The sequence below is a fragment of the Salinigranum salinum genome (genome assembly GCF_009176545.1).
In the GTDB taxonomy this organism is placed as follows: domain Archaea; phylum Halobacteriota; class Halobacteria; order Halobacteriales; family Haloferacaceae; genus Salinigranum; species Salinigranum salinum.
The window spans coordinates 1,523,091-1,540,348 of the sequence record NZ_VTOJ01000001.1 but is presented as its reverse complement, the minus strand read 5'-3'; the positions used below and the strand labels follow the sequence as shown (position 1 = coordinate 1,540,348).

Here is a 17,258-nt window from a genome sequence, read left to right as displayed (position 1 = left end):
CAGTCGCCTTAGAAACACGAACCGGGTGACGCCGACGGTCGGGGGCGTCGACCCGATCGGTCCGGCTCAGGTGCCGAGGTAGAGTTCGGCCACCTCGTCGGACTCCAGCAGTTCCGCTCCAGTGCCCTCCATCTTGGACTCGCCCATGTCGAGGACGATGCCACGATCGGACTCCTCGAGCGCCCGGCGGGCGTTCTGCTCGACCATCAGCACGGAGGTGCCCGCCTCGTTGATCTCGGAGATCTTCTCGAACATGTCGTCGACGAGATCGGGTGCGAGCCCCGCAGAGGGTTCGTCGAGGATCAGCAGGTCGGGGTCGAGCATGAGTCCGGCCCCCATGGCGACCATCTGCTGCTGGCCGCCCGAGAGGTTGCCCGCGAGGGCATTGGGGCGGTCCTCGAGCTCGGGGAACCGCTCGTACACCTCCTGGACTCGGTCGTCGAAGCGGTCGTCGTCGTCGAGCGACCAGCCGCCCATCTTGAGGTTCTCCCTGACGGAGAGGTTGCCGAACACGTTGTCGGTCTGCGGAACGAAACAGATGCCGTGTTCGATGGCCTCCTCGGCCGAGAGGTCCGTGATGTCCTCGCCCTGGAAGGCGACGCGCCCCTCGCGGACGCGGAGGAGCCCGACGATGGTCTTCAGGAACGTCGATTTGCCCGCGCCGTTCGGGCCGATGATCGTCACCATCTCCTCCCGTTCCATCTCGAGGCTGGCACCGTCGACGATGATCGCGTCGCCGTAGCCGCTCACGACGTCGCTGGCCTCGAGGAACATCACACCTCACCCCCGAGGTACGCCTCAAGCAGCTCCTCGTCGTTCTGTACCGCCTCGGGAGGTCCGCTGGTCAGCACCTGCCCCTGGTGCATCCCGATCACCTTGTCGCTGATGTCCATGATCATGTCGATGTCGTGCTCGACGATGAGGACGGTGAGCCCCTGTGCTTTGAGCTCGTGGATCATCTCGATGATCTCGTCGGAGAGGCTCGGGTTGACGCCGGCCATCGGCTCGTCGAGGAGGAGCACGTCCGGATCCGTCATCAACGCGCGCCCGAGTTCGAGGAGCTTGCGCTGGCCCCCCGAGAGGTTGCCGGCGTACTCGTCGCGCAGTTCCCAGAGTTCCAGGCTCCGGAGGATCTCCTCGGCACGCTCGGCGACCTCGCGTTCGCGGTCGGCCGCCGTTCCGGCCAGCGCGTGGAGCACCTTCTCGCCGTCGTGGTTCTGCCCGCCGAGATGCATGTTCTGTCTGACCTTCATCCCGGTGAGCTCGCGGGCGATCTGGAACGTCCGGACCATGCCCCGCTTCGAGCGCTCCTCGGGCGAGAGATCGACGACGTTCTCGCCACGCAGGTAGACGTCGCCGTCGTCGGCCTCGTAGAAGCCGGTGACGAGGTTGAACGTCGTCGACTTCCCCGCGCCGTTCGGTCCGATGAGGCCGACGATGGTCCCCTTCTCGACGGTGAACGACGCGCCGTCGACCGCGACCAGCCCGCCGAACGTCTTCTTCAGCCCCTCGACGCGGAGGACCGGCTCGCTGGCGTCTCTCCGGCTCATCGTGTCGCCTCCCCGAACAGTCCGTCCGGACGGGTCAGCAGCCCGACCACCAGCAGGGCGAGGCCGACCAGCGGCTTGTACTCCGCGGGGATGACGACCACGCTCATCTCCTGGAGCAGCCCGATCGCGTACCCCCCGACGACCGCCCCGACGGGGTCGCCGATCCCGCCGAGGATGACGGCCGCGAAGATGGGGATCAGGGTGAGAAAGCCCATCGTCGGTCGTAGTTGCGAGTCGAGGCCGAGCATCACGCCGGCGATGGCGGCGATGAAGCCCCCGACGAGCCAGACGTACAGCACCAGCCGTTCCGTGTCGACGCCGCGGATGCGTGCGAGGTCGGTGTCGTCGGAGGCGGCGCGCATGGCGACCCCGATGTCGGTCTTGCGCAGGAGGCCGAACGTCAGCCCCAGGACGAGCAGACTCAGCACGACGATCGCCACCTGGTCCGCGAGGATCTGGATCCCGAAGTACGTCGGTGCCTCCTCGATCGGGACGTCGAACCGCTTCGAGCCGCTCCCCCAGACGACCCGGATGACGTTCCGAAGGACGAACGAGACCCCGATGGAGACGACGAGGAGGACGATCGCCGACCGATTCCGGAAGTGCTGGAACACCGCCTTGTCGAGGGCGATGGCGATCGGACCCATGGCCACGACGGCGATGGCGCCCGAGACGACGACCGGGAGGCCGACCTCCGTGTTCAGCCCGAACGCGATGAACGCGCCCAGCGCCATGTACTCGCCGTAGGCGATGTTGATGAAGTCGAGGATCCCGAAGATGAGCGTCAGTCCCAGCGCCCCGAGAGCGATGAGACTCCCCGTAACGAGCCCGAACCAGACGAACTGCGGATCGAACCCCACCATCTACTCGCCCTCCATCGACTGGCCGGCCACGAGTCGCTCCCGATCGCCGAACAGCCCCTCCGGGCGGTAGTAGAGGACGACGATGAGCGCGATGCCGATGACGATGAGCCGGATGAACGGCAGGTCCCCACCGAGGGGAACGTCGCTCGGGATGAACCGCGTCACCTGCCGGATCCCGACGATGAACACCGTGCCGGCGATCGCGCCGACGTAGCTCCCCGCGCCGCCGATGATGACCGCCGCCCAGACGCTGAACGTCAGCGACGGGAGGAACTGTGTCGGCGTGATGGCGAAGAAGAAGTGCGCCCACAGCCCGCCGGCGAGTCCGGCGATTGCGGCACCGAGCCCGAACGACTTGAGCTTGAACAGCGACGTTCGCTTGCCGAGCGCACGGGGGACGTCCTCGTCCTCCCGGATGGCGTGCAGGACACGTCCGAACGGGCTGGTCGACAGCTGTCTGAAGACAGCGAAACAGCCCCCCAGGAGCGCCAGCACCACCAGGAGGTAGAACAGGTCGTAGCCGACGACGAAGCCGCCCAGATCGAGCGGGAACGCGCCGGACGCGGGCCGAGGGATCTCGTTGATCCCCTGGGCACCGGCGGTGAGCCACGACTCGTTCGTGATGACGAGGCGGATGAACTCCGCCGAACTCAGCGTCACCATCGCGAGGTAGTCCCCCTCGAGACGAACGCTCGTGAGTGCGATGAGCACACCCACGACCCCCGCGAGCACCGTCGCGGCGACTAGTCCCACGACGACCGGTAGTTCGAAGCCGACGACCCGTTCGGCGAGCAGGCCCGAGCCCCCGGGTGTCGTCAGGATCGCCGACGTGTACGCACCGACGGCGAAGAAGCCCGCGTGGGCGAAGTTGAGCAGGCCCGTGTCGCCCCAGTGCATGTTCATCCCGATGGCGAGCATCGAGTAGATCGCGACGATGATGCCGACCGTCACGAGCAGCGTCTCGTATGCCATCCTTGGTGTCTCCCGTCGTTCGGAGTCGGTTGCCGTTCGGTACGTCGGTTCCAATCGTCAGTGTCGGACATATCTGGGATCAATGTAGGTTCACGACAGGGCGTCGACCGCGGGACCGAGTCACCGCCCGGGCTCGGACGGGCTCCGGTCCCACCACTCGTCGATGCGGAACGACCGAACGCTCGTCACTCGGCCAGCTCCTCGGCCGAGTACGTGATGACCTCGCTCCACTCGCCGTCCGTGGCCTGCAGCGCCGAGAACGGGCCGAGCGGGTCGCCCGTCTCGTTGAAGTTCTGGGGGTTCGAGGCGCCCTGGTAGTCGATCTCCCCGCCGTTCTCCAGGACCTCCTTGCCCGCCGCGAAGGTGCTGACCTGCTCGCCCGGCGGATTGCCGAGGTCGTAGAGGTGGTTCGGCACCGCCTGCCGGTTGGCCTCCCCCTCCTTGACGAACGCGAGCGCGATGAGGTTCATCGCGTCGTACGCCGCGGCGGCGAACGCGCCCGGCTCCTTGTCGTGGAGACTCTGGTGCTGTTCGGCGAACTGGTCGTACGCCGGCCCCGGGGCGGGCGCCTGGCCGACCGCGCCCTCGATGACGTCCGGCCCGACCTCCTCGATGAAGTCCGGCGTCAGCACGTCGTTGCCCAGGAGCAGCTGGAAGTCCTCTTTGGCACCGGCCTCGACGTAGTTCTTGAAGAACAGCGCCGAAACCTCCGTGCCCGCGGTCATCGAGACGACCTCGGCTCCCGAGTCCTGGAGCTTCTGGACCTCGCTCCGGTAGCTGCTCGCCGCCGGGTCCAGCGCCACCTCGGTCAGGACCTCGCCGCCGAGGTTCTTGAAGTACTCCCCGGACGCCTTCGAGAAGCTCTGCGACCCCTTGTCGTTCTTGTACGCCAGCGCCATCTGACGGTGACCCTCCTCCTGGTAGGCGTACTGGGCCTGACAGCGCGCGCCGATGCTGTCGGAGGGGACCGTCCGCCAGACGTACTCGCCGCCGAGCCCGTCGAGCTGGATCGTCCCCGTCATCGGCGAGACGAACGCGAGCTGTGAGCTCTGCGCCGGCTCGACGAGGCTCGGCGTCACCGTGCTCGACGGGCCGACCATCGCGGGCACGCCCTGACTGTCGAGCGTCTTGAAGCCGCTGATGGCGGGCTGTGGTTTGGTCTCCGTGTCCTGTTCGGTGATCTCGATCGTGCTTCCCAGTATCCCGGCCTGGTTCACGCCGCCCTCGCCCTCGAGTGCGGTGTTCACCCCGCGCCGGGAGTTCGGACCGATCCACCCGAGCCCGCCGCTGAACGGCGAGAGGTTCCCCACCGTAATGGTGTTGGATCCGCTATCGCCGTCACTACTTCCGGATCCGCCCGAGTCACCCGAACCGCCGGAGTCGGAGTCGCTCGACCCACCGGATCCGCCAGAGTCGGATCCACCGGAGTCACCGGACTCCGTGGACTCGCCCGAGCCCCCGCCGCTGCCTGCGCAGCCCGCGAGCCCGGTGGCACCGGTCGCGCCGACCAGTGCGAGGTACGTTCGTCGATCCATCCCAGCCAAGTTCCTGCCATCTCCTGGCATGGATCATGTGGTATGAATTGTGGCATAAATAGGTAACGATATGCAACGACCGTGATGAATTCGTATCGGAAGTAAAGACGTTATTAACGGACGACTCGAGGTCGATTCTCTCGTGTGTACTGGATAATATCGCTCTTAGAGCGCCTCGAAACAGCCTTCCTGTGTGTCGATCTCATGCGTGCGTCGGACTGATCCCTCGGTTCGGACGGACGACCTACCGGTTCACGCGAGTGAAGTGTCGGGTATACACGTGTATATTGGCCTATTCGTTCGTAGTGTCTGGCTGATGCACACCAGTGAATAGGTTTATACGGGTCGATCGCTCACACACGCGCATGTCCGACGCCGGCGACCGTGACCGAAACGAGCACGGTCAGTTCGCCGACCGGATCCCGCCCGAGGAGGCGCTGGCGGTGTTCGAGTCGCGCGACGACCGTGCCCGACCGCTGACGGCCGGCGACATCGCCGACGCGCTCGACTGTTCGCGGCGGACGGCGCACAACAAGCTGGGCGAACTCACGGAGCGGGGGCTCTTGCGGACGCGGAAGGTCGGCGCGCGCAGCCGTGTCTGGTGGACGCCCCTCGAGGAATCCGGCTCGGTCGACGACACCACCCGGCGACCGGCTGCCACCGACGCGGCGTACGACGTCGACCTCCCGGGTACCGGTAAACGGCTCGAGCGCCGTCGCGAGGCGCTCCTGGCGGCGTACGACTACCTGAGCGACCACCCCGAGGCGAAGAAGGCGGACTTCCTCCGCGACGTCTACCCCGACTACCGCGCGGAGTTCGAGTCCGCCGAGGGCTGGTGGAACGCGATCCAGCCCGCGCTCCGCGAGATGCCGGGCGTCGACCCGCCGAAAGAGCGCGGCCACATCTGGCACTACCTCGGCGGCGACTGACGAGACACCCACGGAGACGTACAGGTTTATCACCGCGGGGATTCCCGTGACACACGTTGGCGGCTGACCGAGAGAACGCTGGAATGCACCCTGACCACGACCCATCCGACGGCACGGACGACGAGTTCGACGTGTACGCCTCCGAGGTCGAGGGGAGGCAGTACCGGGGAACCTCCTACCTGCCGATGCCGTCCGACGACCTGGAGGACGCTCCCGACGCCCCCGACTATCCGGACCGGGGGAACGGCGGTCGGTTCTCGCTCCTCGACCTCCCGCGGGTCCCGAAGGTCAGCCACGTCGTCGGCCCCTCGGCGATCATGCTCGGCGCGAGCGTCGGCAGCGGCGAGACGCTCTTCTGGCCGGTCCTCGTCGCCCAGGGCGGCTGGTCGCTGTACTGGGCGTTCTGGATCGGCGTCCTGACACAGTTCTTCGTCAACACCGAACTCCAGCGGTGGACCATCGCGACCGGCGAGAGCATCTTCCGCGCGTTCGGACGCGTCCACCGGCTGTGGCCGATCTTCTTCCTCCTCGCCGGCTTCGTCAGTCTCGGGTGGCCAGGGTGGGCCGCGGGCGCCGCACAGGTCGGCTCGTGGGCGTTCGGCTTCGCCGACTGGAAGCCGCTCGGGATCGGACTCATGCTGCTCATCTTCGTCTCCTACCAGCTCTCACCGGTGATGTACAACGTCGTCGAGGGGGCACAGTTCGTCCTCGTAATCGTCTCCATCCTCGGCGCGGTCGCGCTCGCGCTCGTCACCGGCTCGGTCGACCAGCTCGCGAACCTCCCCGCGGGCGCGGTCGCCGTCGGCACGCTCCCGCCGGGAACCGACCTCGCGGTGTTCCTCGGTGGGCTCGCGTTCGCGGGCGCGGGCGGCTACCTCAACCTCTCGCAGTCGCTGTGGGTCCGCGAGAAGGGGTACGGGATGGGGAACTACCAGGGGCGGCTGAAGAACCCGCTCATCGGCGAGGAGCCCGAACCGATCGAACGTGACGGCTTCGCCTTCCGTCCCACACCCGAGAACCTGCGGCGCTGGCGTGGCTGGTGGCGGGTCGTCCAGCTCGAACACTTCCTCACGTTCGTCGTCGGCCTGCTCGTCGTCGCGACCGTGCTGATGACGGTCGCCGCGAAGTTCGCCGCGGGGACCGAGACGACGGGCATCGACATGTGGCTGACCGTCGTCGTCCCGCAGCTCTCCGGGACGGGCGCCGTCCTGGTTCCGTTCGTCCTGTTCGTCGCGCTGTTCACCACCGAGTACGCCATCGTCGAGTCGTTCGTCCGCAACAGCGCCGACATCATCTACGAGGCGCACGGCCGCCAGGCCGGCTGGAGCCTCCCGACCATCTTCCTCGTCACGCTCACCGCGTTCACGCTCTGGGGGATCGTCATCATCCTCCTCCCCTTCGAACAGCCCTTCTTCCTGCTCGTCGTCGGTGCCGCCATGTCGGGCGTGATGATGTGGCCGTACATCGCACTCACGCTCGTCATCAACACCACCCGCCTGCCCCGCCACCTCCAGCCCGGCTGGGGGCGGATCGTCGCCATGTGGTGGGCGACGGGCTTCTTCGGCTACTTCAGTACGCTGCTCGTCGGACGGACGCTCGCGCGCGACTTCGGCGTGACCCTCCTCTGGACGGAGCCAGTTCTCCTCGGGAGCGCCCCCGGCGGGTACGTCCTCTGGGCGGCGTTCCTCGCCGTCCAGGCGTACACGGTCGTCCGGACCGTCCAGGCGAAGACGCGCGACACCGACGTCGACGACACCGAGCGCGACGCCGCACGCGGGTGGTTGTCGTGACCCCACCGCCGTCCGCTGAGCCGCCGGGCTCCCCGACCACGTCCGGCCGCCGCTGTCGAACCGAAACCGGCGTCCCGTTCGGCGAGCGTCGGTCTCGACAGTCGATCGTCTTCGAGACGGGAGCGAACGCCCGGAACAGATGACCGACCGGGCCGACAGCACCGTCCGCCGAACGCTCGCCACGCTTCGAAGCCGGCGGTACGCCGTCTACGTCGGCGGGCTGGTCGTCGTCGGTCTCGCCGTGACTGTCGGCCCCTCGTGGACGCGGACCCCGGCAGTCGTCGCCGCCCTGACTGTGATGTGCACCACGTATCTCGCGGAGCTCGCGGGACACGCGCGGACAGTGCGCGCCGAGACAGCCGTCACCGCGGTCGCTGTCGCGGGCATCGCCGTCGGGGCGTACGTGCTCGTGGAGGTGAGCCGCGTCGGGGGTGCGCTGTTCGTCCTCGGCGGCGTCCTCTTCTTCCGCGCGGCGATCACGACCGGGGGTGACAAGGGTGAGTGACGCGGAGCCGGGGGCCGACCACGTCCGCGTCCACTACGGGATGTGTGGGTCTGTCCCGCTCCAGCTGTTCGAGTTCGTCTTCGAGCCGGCTGGCTGTTACGTGCTCGACTGCGGCGCGTTCACGCCGCTGTTCGGGCTGGCCGCGGGCAAACACACCCGGCGCGCCCGGGCGCTCGACAGGGTGTACGACGACCACGGGCTCGATGGGTTGCTCGCGGCCGCCGACACGGTCACCTGGCTCTCGGGAGACGCCATCGAACGAGTCGCCGTCTCAGACGGCGGTCGGTTCACCCGCCCGAAACTGACGATCGAGACGCGCGGTGACGCGCCGTCTTACAGCGCCCGCCTCCACGACGTCGACGCCTCGGCGCTCCACGGCGCACTCGCCGACCTCGACGGTGACGCTCGCGTCGACGACACGACGCGGACGGGCCTGCCGTGAGCCGGCCCGTCGGTCCGGTCGACCAGCGGTGACCGGGCCTGCCGACTCACCGGCGCGGATGTCGCACCTGAATCCACGCGACCGTCTCCTTCGGGTAGCGCACCGTCGCGTCGCTCGGGAACGACTGGTCGGGGCCGACGACGAAGGCGTCGGGGTCGTACCGGACGACCGCCTCGTCGTGGTGGACAACCTCGCCGTCGACCGTCCGGAGGTCGACGCTCCCGCGCCGGACGGGTCGGCCCACACTGTCTCCACCTCTCTCGGTGCCACCCTCGTGACCGTCGTTGTCGTCGTCGGACGCCGAGGGGCTGGTCCCCGTCTCGTCGGCCGGCGGGGCGGAACCGTCTCGGCCCACCGCTCAGCCGATCACCGCGGCCAGTTTCTCGACCGGGTGGGGCGGCTCCTCTCCCTCGTGGTCACCGAGCTGTGACCGACAGGAGGCACCGGGGGCGACGACCGTCTCGCCCGGACTCGCGTCGATCTGGTCGTAGAGGATCGACGCGATCGCCTTCGACATCGCGTAATGTTCGGCCTCGTAGCCGAACGAGCCCGCCATCCCACAGCACGTCGAGTCGAGCGGGTCGACCTCGTAGCCCGCCCTCCGGAGGACGCCGACGGCGTGGTGGTCCTTGTTGGTCGACTTCTGGTGGCAGTGGCCGTGGTACGTCAGCGACTCCCCCGCCTCGACGGTCGCCACGCCGTCGAGCAGCCCGAACGTGTCGACGTACTCCATCACGCCGTAGCTGTTCGCGGCGAACCGCTCCACGTCGGAGCCCGAGAGCAGATCCAGGTAGTCCGACTGGAACATCACGGCGTCGGAGGGTTCGACGACCACCACATCCCAGCCGTCGGCGACGAGCGGGGCGAGCGCCTCGACGTTCTGTTCGGCCTCGCTCCGGGCCTTGTCGAGGAACCCCTTCGAGTGTGGGGGCCGCCCGCTCCCGGCGACGTCGTCCGGGACGCGGACGTGGACGCCCGCGGCTTCGAGCACTCGTACCGCCGCCCGCCCTGCCGCGGGGTGGTTGTAGTTGGTGTACGTGTCGGGGAACAGGAGCGCCCGACGGACCGCGTTCTCCTCGTCGACCGTGCTCCCGCCGCGCTTTGCGAACCACGCCTGGAACGACTCAGCCGCGTACGTCGGGAGCGAGCGCTCGGCGGCGATACCGAGCGTCTTCTCCGCGATCCACCCCGAGCCGGGGAGCTTCGCCGCCAGGTTCGAGACGGGGGCGAGGGCGCTACCCAGTCGCGAGACCGGCTCCGCGTTGGCGAACACGCGGTCGCGGAGGCTCGACCCGTTGCGCTGGTGGTACTCGTGGGTCACCTCGGCTTTCAGCTTCGCCATGTCGACCTCCGAGGGGCAGTCCTTCGAACAGCCCTTGCAGCCGATGCAGAGGTCGAACACCTCGTGGACGAACTCGTCGGAGAACAGCTCCGCCTCGTCGAACGCGCCCGACATCGCCCCCCGGAGCATGTTCGCTCGTCCGCGGGTGGACTGGATCTCCTCCTCGGCGGCCCGGAACGTGGGACACATCACGCCGCCCGTGGTCTCCTGCGGTCCGCGACAGCCCGCACAGCCGTGACAGAGTTCGGCCATCCCCTGGAAGCCGTTGTCGTTCTCCCAGTTCAGCGCCGGCTCGAACGACTGATCGAAGTCGTAGTCGGGCGAGAACCGGAGGTTCTCCGTCAGGTCGTGGTCGCCGCAGACGTTGCCCGGGTTGAGGAGCCAGTCGGGGTCGAACGCCGTCTTGAGGTCTCTGAAGACGCCCCACAGGCGGTCGCCGTACAGCTTCCGGTTCCACTGGGTCCGGGCGCGACCGTCGCCGTGTTCGCCCGACACGCTCCCGCCGTACTTCACCACGAGGTCGGTCACGGCGTCGGCGATGGACTCGAACGTCTCGACGCCCTCGGCCGTCTTGGTGTTGATGAGCGGGCGGATGTGTAACACGCCCGGCCCCGCGTGCGCGTAGTAGCTCGCGAATGTGTCGTGGTCGGCGAGGATCTCCTGGAACTCCGCGACGTACGCCGGGAGGTTCTCGGCGGGGATGGCCGTATCCTCGATGTACGCGATGTGTTTCTCGTCGGTCGTCCGCGAGAGGAGGATCGGGAGGCCGGACTTGCGCATCTTCCAGAACTTCGCGCGCGTCTCGGCGTCGTGGGCCTCCATCGCCGTGACGGCCGTCTTCGCCTCCGCCGTGATCGCGGTGGCACCCTCGCTCGGCGTCGCCTCCGCCTCCACTCCCACGCGGTCGGCGAGCAGGTCGGCGACCTGCTGTCGCCCGTCGGCGTCGTCCTCGGCGTAGAACTCCACGAGAAGCACCGAGTTCGTCCCCTCGGGCAACAGTCCGACGACATCGGCGAACTCCGCCGTGTCGCGGGCCAGATCCAACAGGACGTCGTCCATCACCTCGACCGCGGCGGGGTCGTGTTCGAGGATCGGTGCGACGTCCTCCATCGCGTCGAGCACGCTGTCGTAGGTGAGCAGCGCGACCGAGGCCGTGTTCGGGATCGGTTCGAGCGAGACGGTCGCCTCGGTGACGAGCGCGAGCGTCCCCTCGCTGCCGGCCAGAAGGCGGGCGAGGTTCACCGTTCCAGCCTCCGAGTCGGGGTCGATCCCCTCGTTGTCGGGGGTCCGCCGCTGGCCCCGTGCCTCGTCGACGAGCATGTCGAGGTTGTACCCCGAGACGTTCCGCTTGAGGTCGGGGTACCGCGCCTCCACCTCGTCGGCCTCCTCGTCGAGGATGCGGACCACCTGGGCGTACACCCGGGGGAGGATCTCGTCGGCGTCGGGGTCGGCCCGTGCCCGGAGTTCCTCGACGTCCATCTCGCCGAACCGCTCGACCGTCCCGTCCGCGAGGACCGCCTCGCACTCCTCGAGGTAGTAGTCGGTCTTGCCGTACTTCAGCGAGTGTGCGCCGGTGGAGTTGTTGCCGATCGCCCCCCCGAGCGCGCTCTTGTCGCCCCAGGCCGGATCGGGGGCGAACTTCAGCCCGTGTGGTTCGAGTTCCCGGTTGAGGTCGCCGAGGTAGGTGCCCGCCTGTGCCCGTGCGGTCGCCGCGTCGGGGTCGGCCTCGACGACGGCGTCCATGTACCGCGTGAGGTCGAGGACGACCGCCTCGTTCACCGTCTGTCCCGCCAGGGAGGTCCCGCCGCCCCGGGGCAGCACGGGGATCTCGCGGCGGGCGCAGTAGCGCATCACGGCGGCGACGTCGTCGGTCGATCGCGGCAGCACCACGCCGATCGGCGTGCGTTCGTACGCCGACGCGTCGGTCGCGTACAGCTGCCGCGTGTAGGTGTCGAAGCGGACGTCGCCGTCGACCAGTCCCTCGAGGTCGTCGACCAGCGCCGGTCGCGCGACGTCGTCGGAGACGTAGTCGAAGTTCGCCTCCTCGAGCGGGTCGACCGTTCGCGACCCTGATTCGTCCGTGTTACTTGCCATCGATGGTCAGTCCTTTGAGTCGTTCGTAATAAAAGCCGGAGGTCACGCCGTCCGGCGGCGCGTTCGTGGGGCGATGCGTGCGGTCGGGGTCGACGTCGACATCGGCGTCGACGTCGAGACCGGAACCGGGCCCGGGGTCAGAAGACGCCCGGGAAGAGGACGTAGCTGAACAGCAGCGTCAGCAGTCCCGTCGCCGTGCCGTAGTAGACCAGCGGGATGAGTTCCAGCCGGATGACCCGACCCTCTTCGCCGACGAGGCCGACGACGGCCAGCGCCGCGACGACGTTGTGGATGGCGATGAGGTTGCCGATGGCGCCACCGACGGCCTGCGCGCCGAGCATCAGCGTCCGCGGCGTGCCGATCTGGTCGGCGACGCCGTACTGGAACGTGCCGAAGAGGATGTCGGAGACGGTGTTCGAGCCGGCGAGGAACGCCCCGAACGCCCCCACGTAGGCGGCGAAGAACGGGTAGACGCCGCCCGCGACGGAGGCCATCCCGTCCGAGAGGACGATCAGCATGCTGTCGGTGCCGGTCGCCTGCCCCGACTGGAGCATGACCTGGACGGTCGCCACCGCGAACAGCAGCGCGACGACGGCCGGCATGACCTTCTCGATCGTCTCTGCCCACGCCGCGGTAATCTCGTCTCGTCGCATGTCGTGCAGCGGGATCGTGAGCAGGTGGACCGCGACGAACACTGCCCCCGGCAGGTAGAGGACCGCGAAGGAGTCCGAGAGGCCGGTCCCGAGGATCGTCTCGCCCGTCAACGGGAGATCGGCCCACGTGATCGTGAAGACGTCCATCGTGACGAACGCGTTCACCGGGTCGACGACCCTGGTGACGACGAGCAGCACCGCGACGAGCGCGTACGGCGTCCACGCCTTCCACAGCGGCATCTGGACGTGGCCACCGTCTGCCGTGACCGCCCCGTCACGGGAGGTGCCGGCCGAGACGCCGCCCTCGCCGGGTTCGATCTCCCCGATCCAGTGATCGGGCCAGTTCTCCTGCGGGCCGAAGTCCCACTCGTCGTCGGGGTGGAAGAAGCCGGCCTTCAGCACGCCGACGGTCACGAACAGGCCGACCATCGCGCCGATCAGCCCGGGGAACTCCGGACCGAGGAAGTACGCGGTGAGCCAGTACGGAACCGCGAACGAGGCCCACGCGAACAGCGTCAGCGGCAGGACCTCGAGCGCGGGCTTGATCGAGCGCTCCTCGCCGAAGAAACGGGTCATCATCGCGACGCCGATGAAGGGAAGGACGATCCCCACGACGACGTGGTACGTCGCCGCCCACACTGCGATCTCGGCGACCCACGCCTCGATGCTCGGGAACGGACCGTTCGTGACGACGGCGGTCTGGATGCTCTCGACGGAGCCGAAGACGTCGATCATCCCGATGATCAACGGCGTCCCGACCGCGCCGAACGTGATCGCCATCAGGTTGCCCGTGAGCGCGACGACCACCGCGGCGAGCGGCGGGAAGCCCAGCCCCACGAGCAGGGGGCCGACGATGGCCGCCGGCGTCCCGAAACCGGCCGCGGCCTCGATGAACGAGCCCATCAGGAACACCAGCAGGACCACCTGCACCCGGCGATCCTCGCTCACGGAGGCGAACCCCTGATTGATGGCGTCGAACGCGCCCGTGCGCTTCAGCGTGTACAGCAGGAGGATCGCCCCGAAGACGATGTAGAGGATGTTCGCGGCGGTGATGAAGCCGACGATCGAGGAGGCGGCGATCCAGCGAGCGGACATTCCCCAGCCGAGGACGCCCGCGCCGACGGCGACCAGCCACGCGACCGGCATCGCCCGCGTCGCGGGCCAGTACCGCCCGACCATCAGGAACGCGATCGTCGCGAGCGGGAGCAACGCGACGAGCGCGTCGACCGCGCTAGCCATGCCACACCCCCCGTCCAGTGTGTCTCGAACCCATGCCAGTCCGTCTCGTGACAGCCTCGTACTCGATGCCTGGTGGCATGGTCGAACGACCCCGATCCATCCGTAAAATAGCTGCCGGTCCTTCCACGTCGTCGGGAATCGATCACGGCTCGGACAGCGTCGACGGCAGCCCAATGTACTCGTGGGAACTGGCTCGTCCGAACGTCTGACGCCCTCAGTTGCGTTATTATCTCACGAGTAAACGTCTCCAGCGTCCGGCCGTCGGTCACACCAACGCCGGATTCACTCGCAGGGGATAACCAGTTTCCAAGAGTGTAGAGGCCAGTTTACACGTGGATACAGTACCTCGTACCGTGCCAGGTGCGGTGAAACAATCGCTCACAGGCCCGGAACGGTACCAAAACGTGTGTTCACGATGTGTCCTGCGAGCCGAGGCGGAGATCGATCCGGTCCGGTCGCGCGCGCTCGTCACGACGCCGGCGCGGCCGTCGACCGGGTCGCGTGCGAGCCAAAGGAATCTTGAGAGGCGTATCGTAAGTGGGCGTATGGCAACTGGCACGGTGACGACGTTCGAGGCGTCGCTCGACCGTCTCGAGGTCGGCTGGACGCACGCGACGACGGAACGGCTGGGCGACGTGCTCGACGACATCGCCACGGAACCGGCAGTGGGCGCGCCGCTGCCGTTCGACGTCTCGCTCCCCGACTGGGTGAACACGACGCCGGCCCCGGCCGATCTCGACGCGGCGACGACGGGTGTCACGGCGGCGAGACTGGGGATCGCCGACTACGGGAGCGTCTTCCTCCCCTCGACGCCCGACGGAGTCGAGCCCGTGTCGCTGTTTCCCGACCTCCACGTCGCCATCCTCCGGTCGAACGATGTCGTTCCCGGGATGGCCGAGGCGTTCGACTGCTTCGGTCGGGAGTTTAGAGACGGAGACCACTCCTCGGGGATCGTCGCGACGGGACCGAGCGCAACCGCCGACATGGGCGACCTCGTGACGGGTGCTCACGGGCCGAAGGACGTCCACGTGGTGATGCTCGATGAGTAAGGGCGCGGGCGAACGGCGGTCGCGCGACGAGAAGGCGGCACGGATCCGTCACCTTCTCGAGACGGAGGGCGAGGCGGTCAAGGCGAACACGCACGGGTTCAACCAGGGCCGGTACGACTCCGTCTCTCGACTCGAGGCGTACGAGGAGCTGAAAGACCGGGCGAGAGCGATCAAGGAGGACGCCATCGACCGGCTGCCCGACCTGATCGACGAACTCGAAGCGGCGGTGGAGGCGAACGGCGGCACCCTGTATCTGGCCGACGACGCCGCCGACGCTAACCGCTACGTCCGGGAGGTCTGCCGCGCGAACGACGCCGAGACGGTCGTGAAGTCGAAGTCGATGACCTCCGAGGAGATCGAGGTCAACGAGTTCCTCGAGGCCGACGGAACGGACGTCGTCGAGACCGACCTCGGCGAGTGGGTGTTGCAGGTGGCGGACGAGGCCCCATCGCACATCGTCGCACCCGCCATCCACAAGTCACGCGAAGGGATCGCGCGGCTGTTCAACTCCCACTTCGACCTCGACGACGAACTCGAGACCGCCGAAGAGCTGACCATGTTCGCCCGCGAGCGACTCCTCGAGGAGATCAAGCGGGCCGACGTCGGCGTGACCGGGGCGAACTTCGTCACGGCCGACACGGGAACGATGGCACTCGTCACGAGCGAGGGGAACGCCCGGAAGACGGCCGTCGTCCCCGACACCCACGTCGCGGTCGCCGGCGTCGAGAAGGTAATCCCCACGGTCGAGGACCTCCAGCCGTTCGTCGAACTCATCGGGCGCTCCGGGACGGGCCAGGACATCACCTCGTACGTCTCGCTTCTGACCCCGCCGGTCGACTCGCCCACGGTCGACTTCGACGACCCCGACGCGCCGATCTGGAGCGGTGACGGGGGGGAGACGAACCGAGACGGCGCGACCGGGACGGCGAGCGAGGGCGGAACCGGAACCGGGGCCGACGAGCGCGACTTCCACCTCGTGCTCATCGACAACGGGCGGATGGCGATGCGCGAGGACGAGGAGTTGCGAGAGACGCTCTACTGCATCCGGTGTTCGGCCTGTTCGAACGTCTGTGCGAACTTCCAGTCCGTCGGCGGCCACGCCTTCGGCGGCGAGACCTACTCGGGCGGGATCGCCACCGGCTGGGAGGCCGGCGTCGAGGGGCTCGACACGGCCGCGGAGTTCAACGACCTCTGTACCGGCTGTAGCCGCTGCGTCGACGCCTGCCCCGTGAAGATCGACATCCCGTGGATCAACACCGTGGTCCGCGACCGTATCAACCGCGGTACGGATCACGAGTTCGACTGGCTCGTCGACGGGCTCACGCCCGACGCCGAGAGCGAGGGCGTCGACCGTCAGAAACGCTTCTTCGGCAACTTCGCGGCCGTCGCCGAGGTCGGGAGCGCGCTCGCGCCGCTGTCGAACTGGGTCGCCGCCTCGACCCCGGCCCGCCGACTGATGGAGTCGTTCCTGGGCGTCGACGCCCGCCGCGACCTGCCGACGTTCGAGCGCGAGACCCTCGTCGACTGGTTCGACGCGCGAACGCCGCGGGTCGCCGCGGCCGACGCCGACCGCGAGGCCGTGCTCTATCCGGACGTGTACACGAACTACGTCCAGGTCGACCGCGGGAAAGCGGCGGTCCGGGCGCTCGAATCCCTCGGCGTCCACGTCCGCGTGCCCGACGTGCCGTCGTCGGGCCGCGCCCCCCTCTCGCAGGGGATGATCGCCACGGCCGAGGAGAAGGCTCACGCCGTCTACGGCGCGCTCGCCGAACACGTCGACGCCGGCCGCGACGTGGTCGTGATCGAACCCTCGGATCTGGCGATGTTCGACCGGGAGTACGAGAAGTTCCTCGCGCCCCGCTCGCACGAACGGCTCTCGGAGGCGAGCTACGAGGTGATGGAGTACCTGTACGGTCTCCTCGAGAACGGTGCCGACGCCGACGTGCTCCGCGCCCCCGCGAGCAACGACCCCGGCGTCGCCTACCACTCGCACTGCCAGCAGCGGACGCTCGGCCTCGAGGGATACACCGAGGCCGTCCTCGACGACCTCGGCTACGACGTGGTCACCTCCGACGCCGAGTGCTGCGGGATGGCCGGCTCGTTCGGCTACAAGTCCGAGTATTACGAACTGAGCATGGACGTCGGGAGCGACCTCGAGGCGCAGTTCTCGACCCCGGAGACGCGCGACCGGACCGTCGTCGCGTCGGGGACGTCGTGTCTCGAACAGCTCGACTCGCTCCTTGCCCGGCCGTCGCGCCACCCCGTCCAGCTGGTCGCGCCCGAACGCTACTGACC

General features: G+C 68.2%; 14 protein-coding genes. 6 read left to right on the top strand and 8 right to left on the bottom strand.

What is annotated here, in order from left to right; translation table 11 throughout:
* Positions 1–66: 66 nt before the first annotated feature.
* The 5 genes from FZP69_RS07320 to FZP69_RS07300 all read right to left on the bottom strand — a co-directional run bounded on the left by FZP69_RS07320 (position 67) and on the right by FZP69_RS07300 (position 4,950).
* Positions 67–774, bottom strand: coding sequence for an ABC transporter ATP-binding protein (locus FZP69_RS07320; RefSeq protein ID WP_321168785.1), 708 nt, complete (start codon positions 772–774; stop codon positions 67–69).
* Positions 774–1,550: an ABC transporter ATP-binding protein gene (locus FZP69_RS07315; protein ID WP_152040673.1), complete on the bottom strand. Its 777-nt coding sequence runs from the start codon at positions 1,548–1,550 to the stop codon at positions 774–776. Before FZP69_RS07315 ends, FZP69_RS07320 begins: the two co-directional genes overlap by 1 nt.
* A complete protein-coding gene (locus tag FZP69_RS07310; protein WP_152040672.1) occupies positions 1,547–2,413 on the bottom strand; it encodes a branched-chain amino acid ABC transporter permease in 867 nt (288 codons plus the stop codon). The genes FZP69_RS07315 and FZP69_RS07310 overlap by 4 nt, the downstream gene beginning before the upstream one ends.
* Positions 2,414–3,385, bottom strand: coding sequence for a branched-chain amino acid ABC transporter permease (locus FZP69_RS07305; protein ID WP_152040671.1), 972 nt, complete (start codon positions 3,383–3,385; stop codon positions 2,414–2,416). It lies immediately after the preceding gene.
* A gap of 185 nt (positions 3,386–3,570) precedes the next feature.
* The gene (locus FZP69_RS07300; RefSeq protein ID WP_152040670.1) at positions 3,571–4,950 is read right to left on the bottom strand and encodes an ABC transporter substrate-binding protein; all 1,380 of its coding nucleotides are present in this window, start codon (positions 4,948–4,950) and stop codon (positions 3,571–3,573) included.
* Between the two features lie 335 nt (positions 4,951–5,285).
* Here FZP69_RS07300 and FZP69_RS07295 point away from each other — a divergent pair, with 335 nt between their 5' ends.
* The 4 genes from FZP69_RS07295 to FZP69_RS07280 all read left to right on the top strand — a co-directional run bounded on the left by FZP69_RS07295 (position 5,286) and on the right by FZP69_RS07280 (position 8,586).
* Positions 5,286–5,849: a winged helix-turn-helix domain-containing protein gene (locus FZP69_RS07295; RefSeq protein ID WP_152040669.1), complete on the top strand. Its 564-nt coding sequence runs from the start codon at positions 5,286–5,288 to the stop codon at positions 5,847–5,849.
* A gap of 83 nt (positions 5,850–5,932) precedes the next feature.
* Positions 5,933–7,639, top strand: a complete 1,707-nt coding sequence (locus FZP69_RS07290) for an Nramp family divalent metal transporter (protein ID WP_192918557.1) — start codon at positions 5,933–5,935, stop codon at positions 7,637–7,639.
* A 139-nt stretch (positions 7,640–7,778) separates the two neighbouring features.
* Positions 7,779–8,144 (top strand): hypothetical protein, encoded by a 366-nt coding sequence (locus tag FZP69_RS07285; protein ID WP_152040668.1) that lies wholly within the window; start codon positions 7,779–7,781, stop codon positions 8,142–8,144.
* Positions 8,137–8,586, top strand: coding sequence for a hypothetical protein (locus FZP69_RS07280; protein WP_152040667.1), 450 nt, complete (start codon positions 8,137–8,139; stop codon positions 8,584–8,586). Before FZP69_RS07285 ends, FZP69_RS07280 begins: the two co-directional genes overlap by 8 nt.
* A gap of 46 nt (positions 8,587–8,632) precedes the next feature.
* Here FZP69_RS07280 and FZP69_RS07275 read toward each other — a convergent pair whose 3' ends face one another.
* The 3 genes from FZP69_RS07275 to FZP69_RS07265 all read right to left on the bottom strand — a co-directional run bounded on the left by FZP69_RS07275 (position 8,633) and on the right by FZP69_RS07265 (position 13,914).
* On the bottom strand, positions 8,633–8,830 hold the full coding sequence (locus FZP69_RS07275) for a hypothetical protein (protein ID WP_152040666.1): 198 nt from the start codon (positions 8,828–8,830) through the stop codon (positions 8,633–8,635).
* A gap of 114 nt (positions 8,831–8,944) precedes the next feature.
* Positions 8,945–12,022, bottom strand: coding sequence for an FAD-binding and (Fe-S)-binding domain-containing protein (locus FZP69_RS07270; protein WP_152040665.1), 3,078 nt, complete (start codon positions 12,020–12,022; stop codon positions 8,945–8,947).
* A 137-nt stretch (positions 12,023–12,159) separates the two neighbouring features.
* Positions 12,160–13,914, bottom strand: a complete 1,755-nt coding sequence (locus FZP69_RS07265) for an L-lactate permease (protein ID WP_152040664.1) — start codon at positions 13,912–13,914, stop codon at positions 12,160–12,162.
* 545 nt (positions 13,915–14,459) lie between these two features.
* Here FZP69_RS07265 and FZP69_RS07260 point away from each other — a divergent pair.
* Together FZP69_RS07260 and FZP69_RS07255 are read left to right on the top strand one after the other, a co-directional pair.
* Positions 14,460–14,963, top strand: coding sequence for an LUD domain-containing protein (locus FZP69_RS07260; RefSeq protein ID WP_152040663.1), 504 nt, complete (start codon positions 14,460–14,462; stop codon positions 14,961–14,963).
* Positions 14,956–17,256: an LUD domain-containing protein gene (locus FZP69_RS07255; protein WP_152040662.1), complete on the top strand. Its 2,301-nt coding sequence runs from the start codon at positions 14,956–14,958 to the stop codon at positions 17,254–17,256. Before FZP69_RS07260 ends, FZP69_RS07255 begins: the two co-directional genes overlap by 8 nt.
* Positions 17,257–17,258 lie beyond the last annotated feature (2 nt).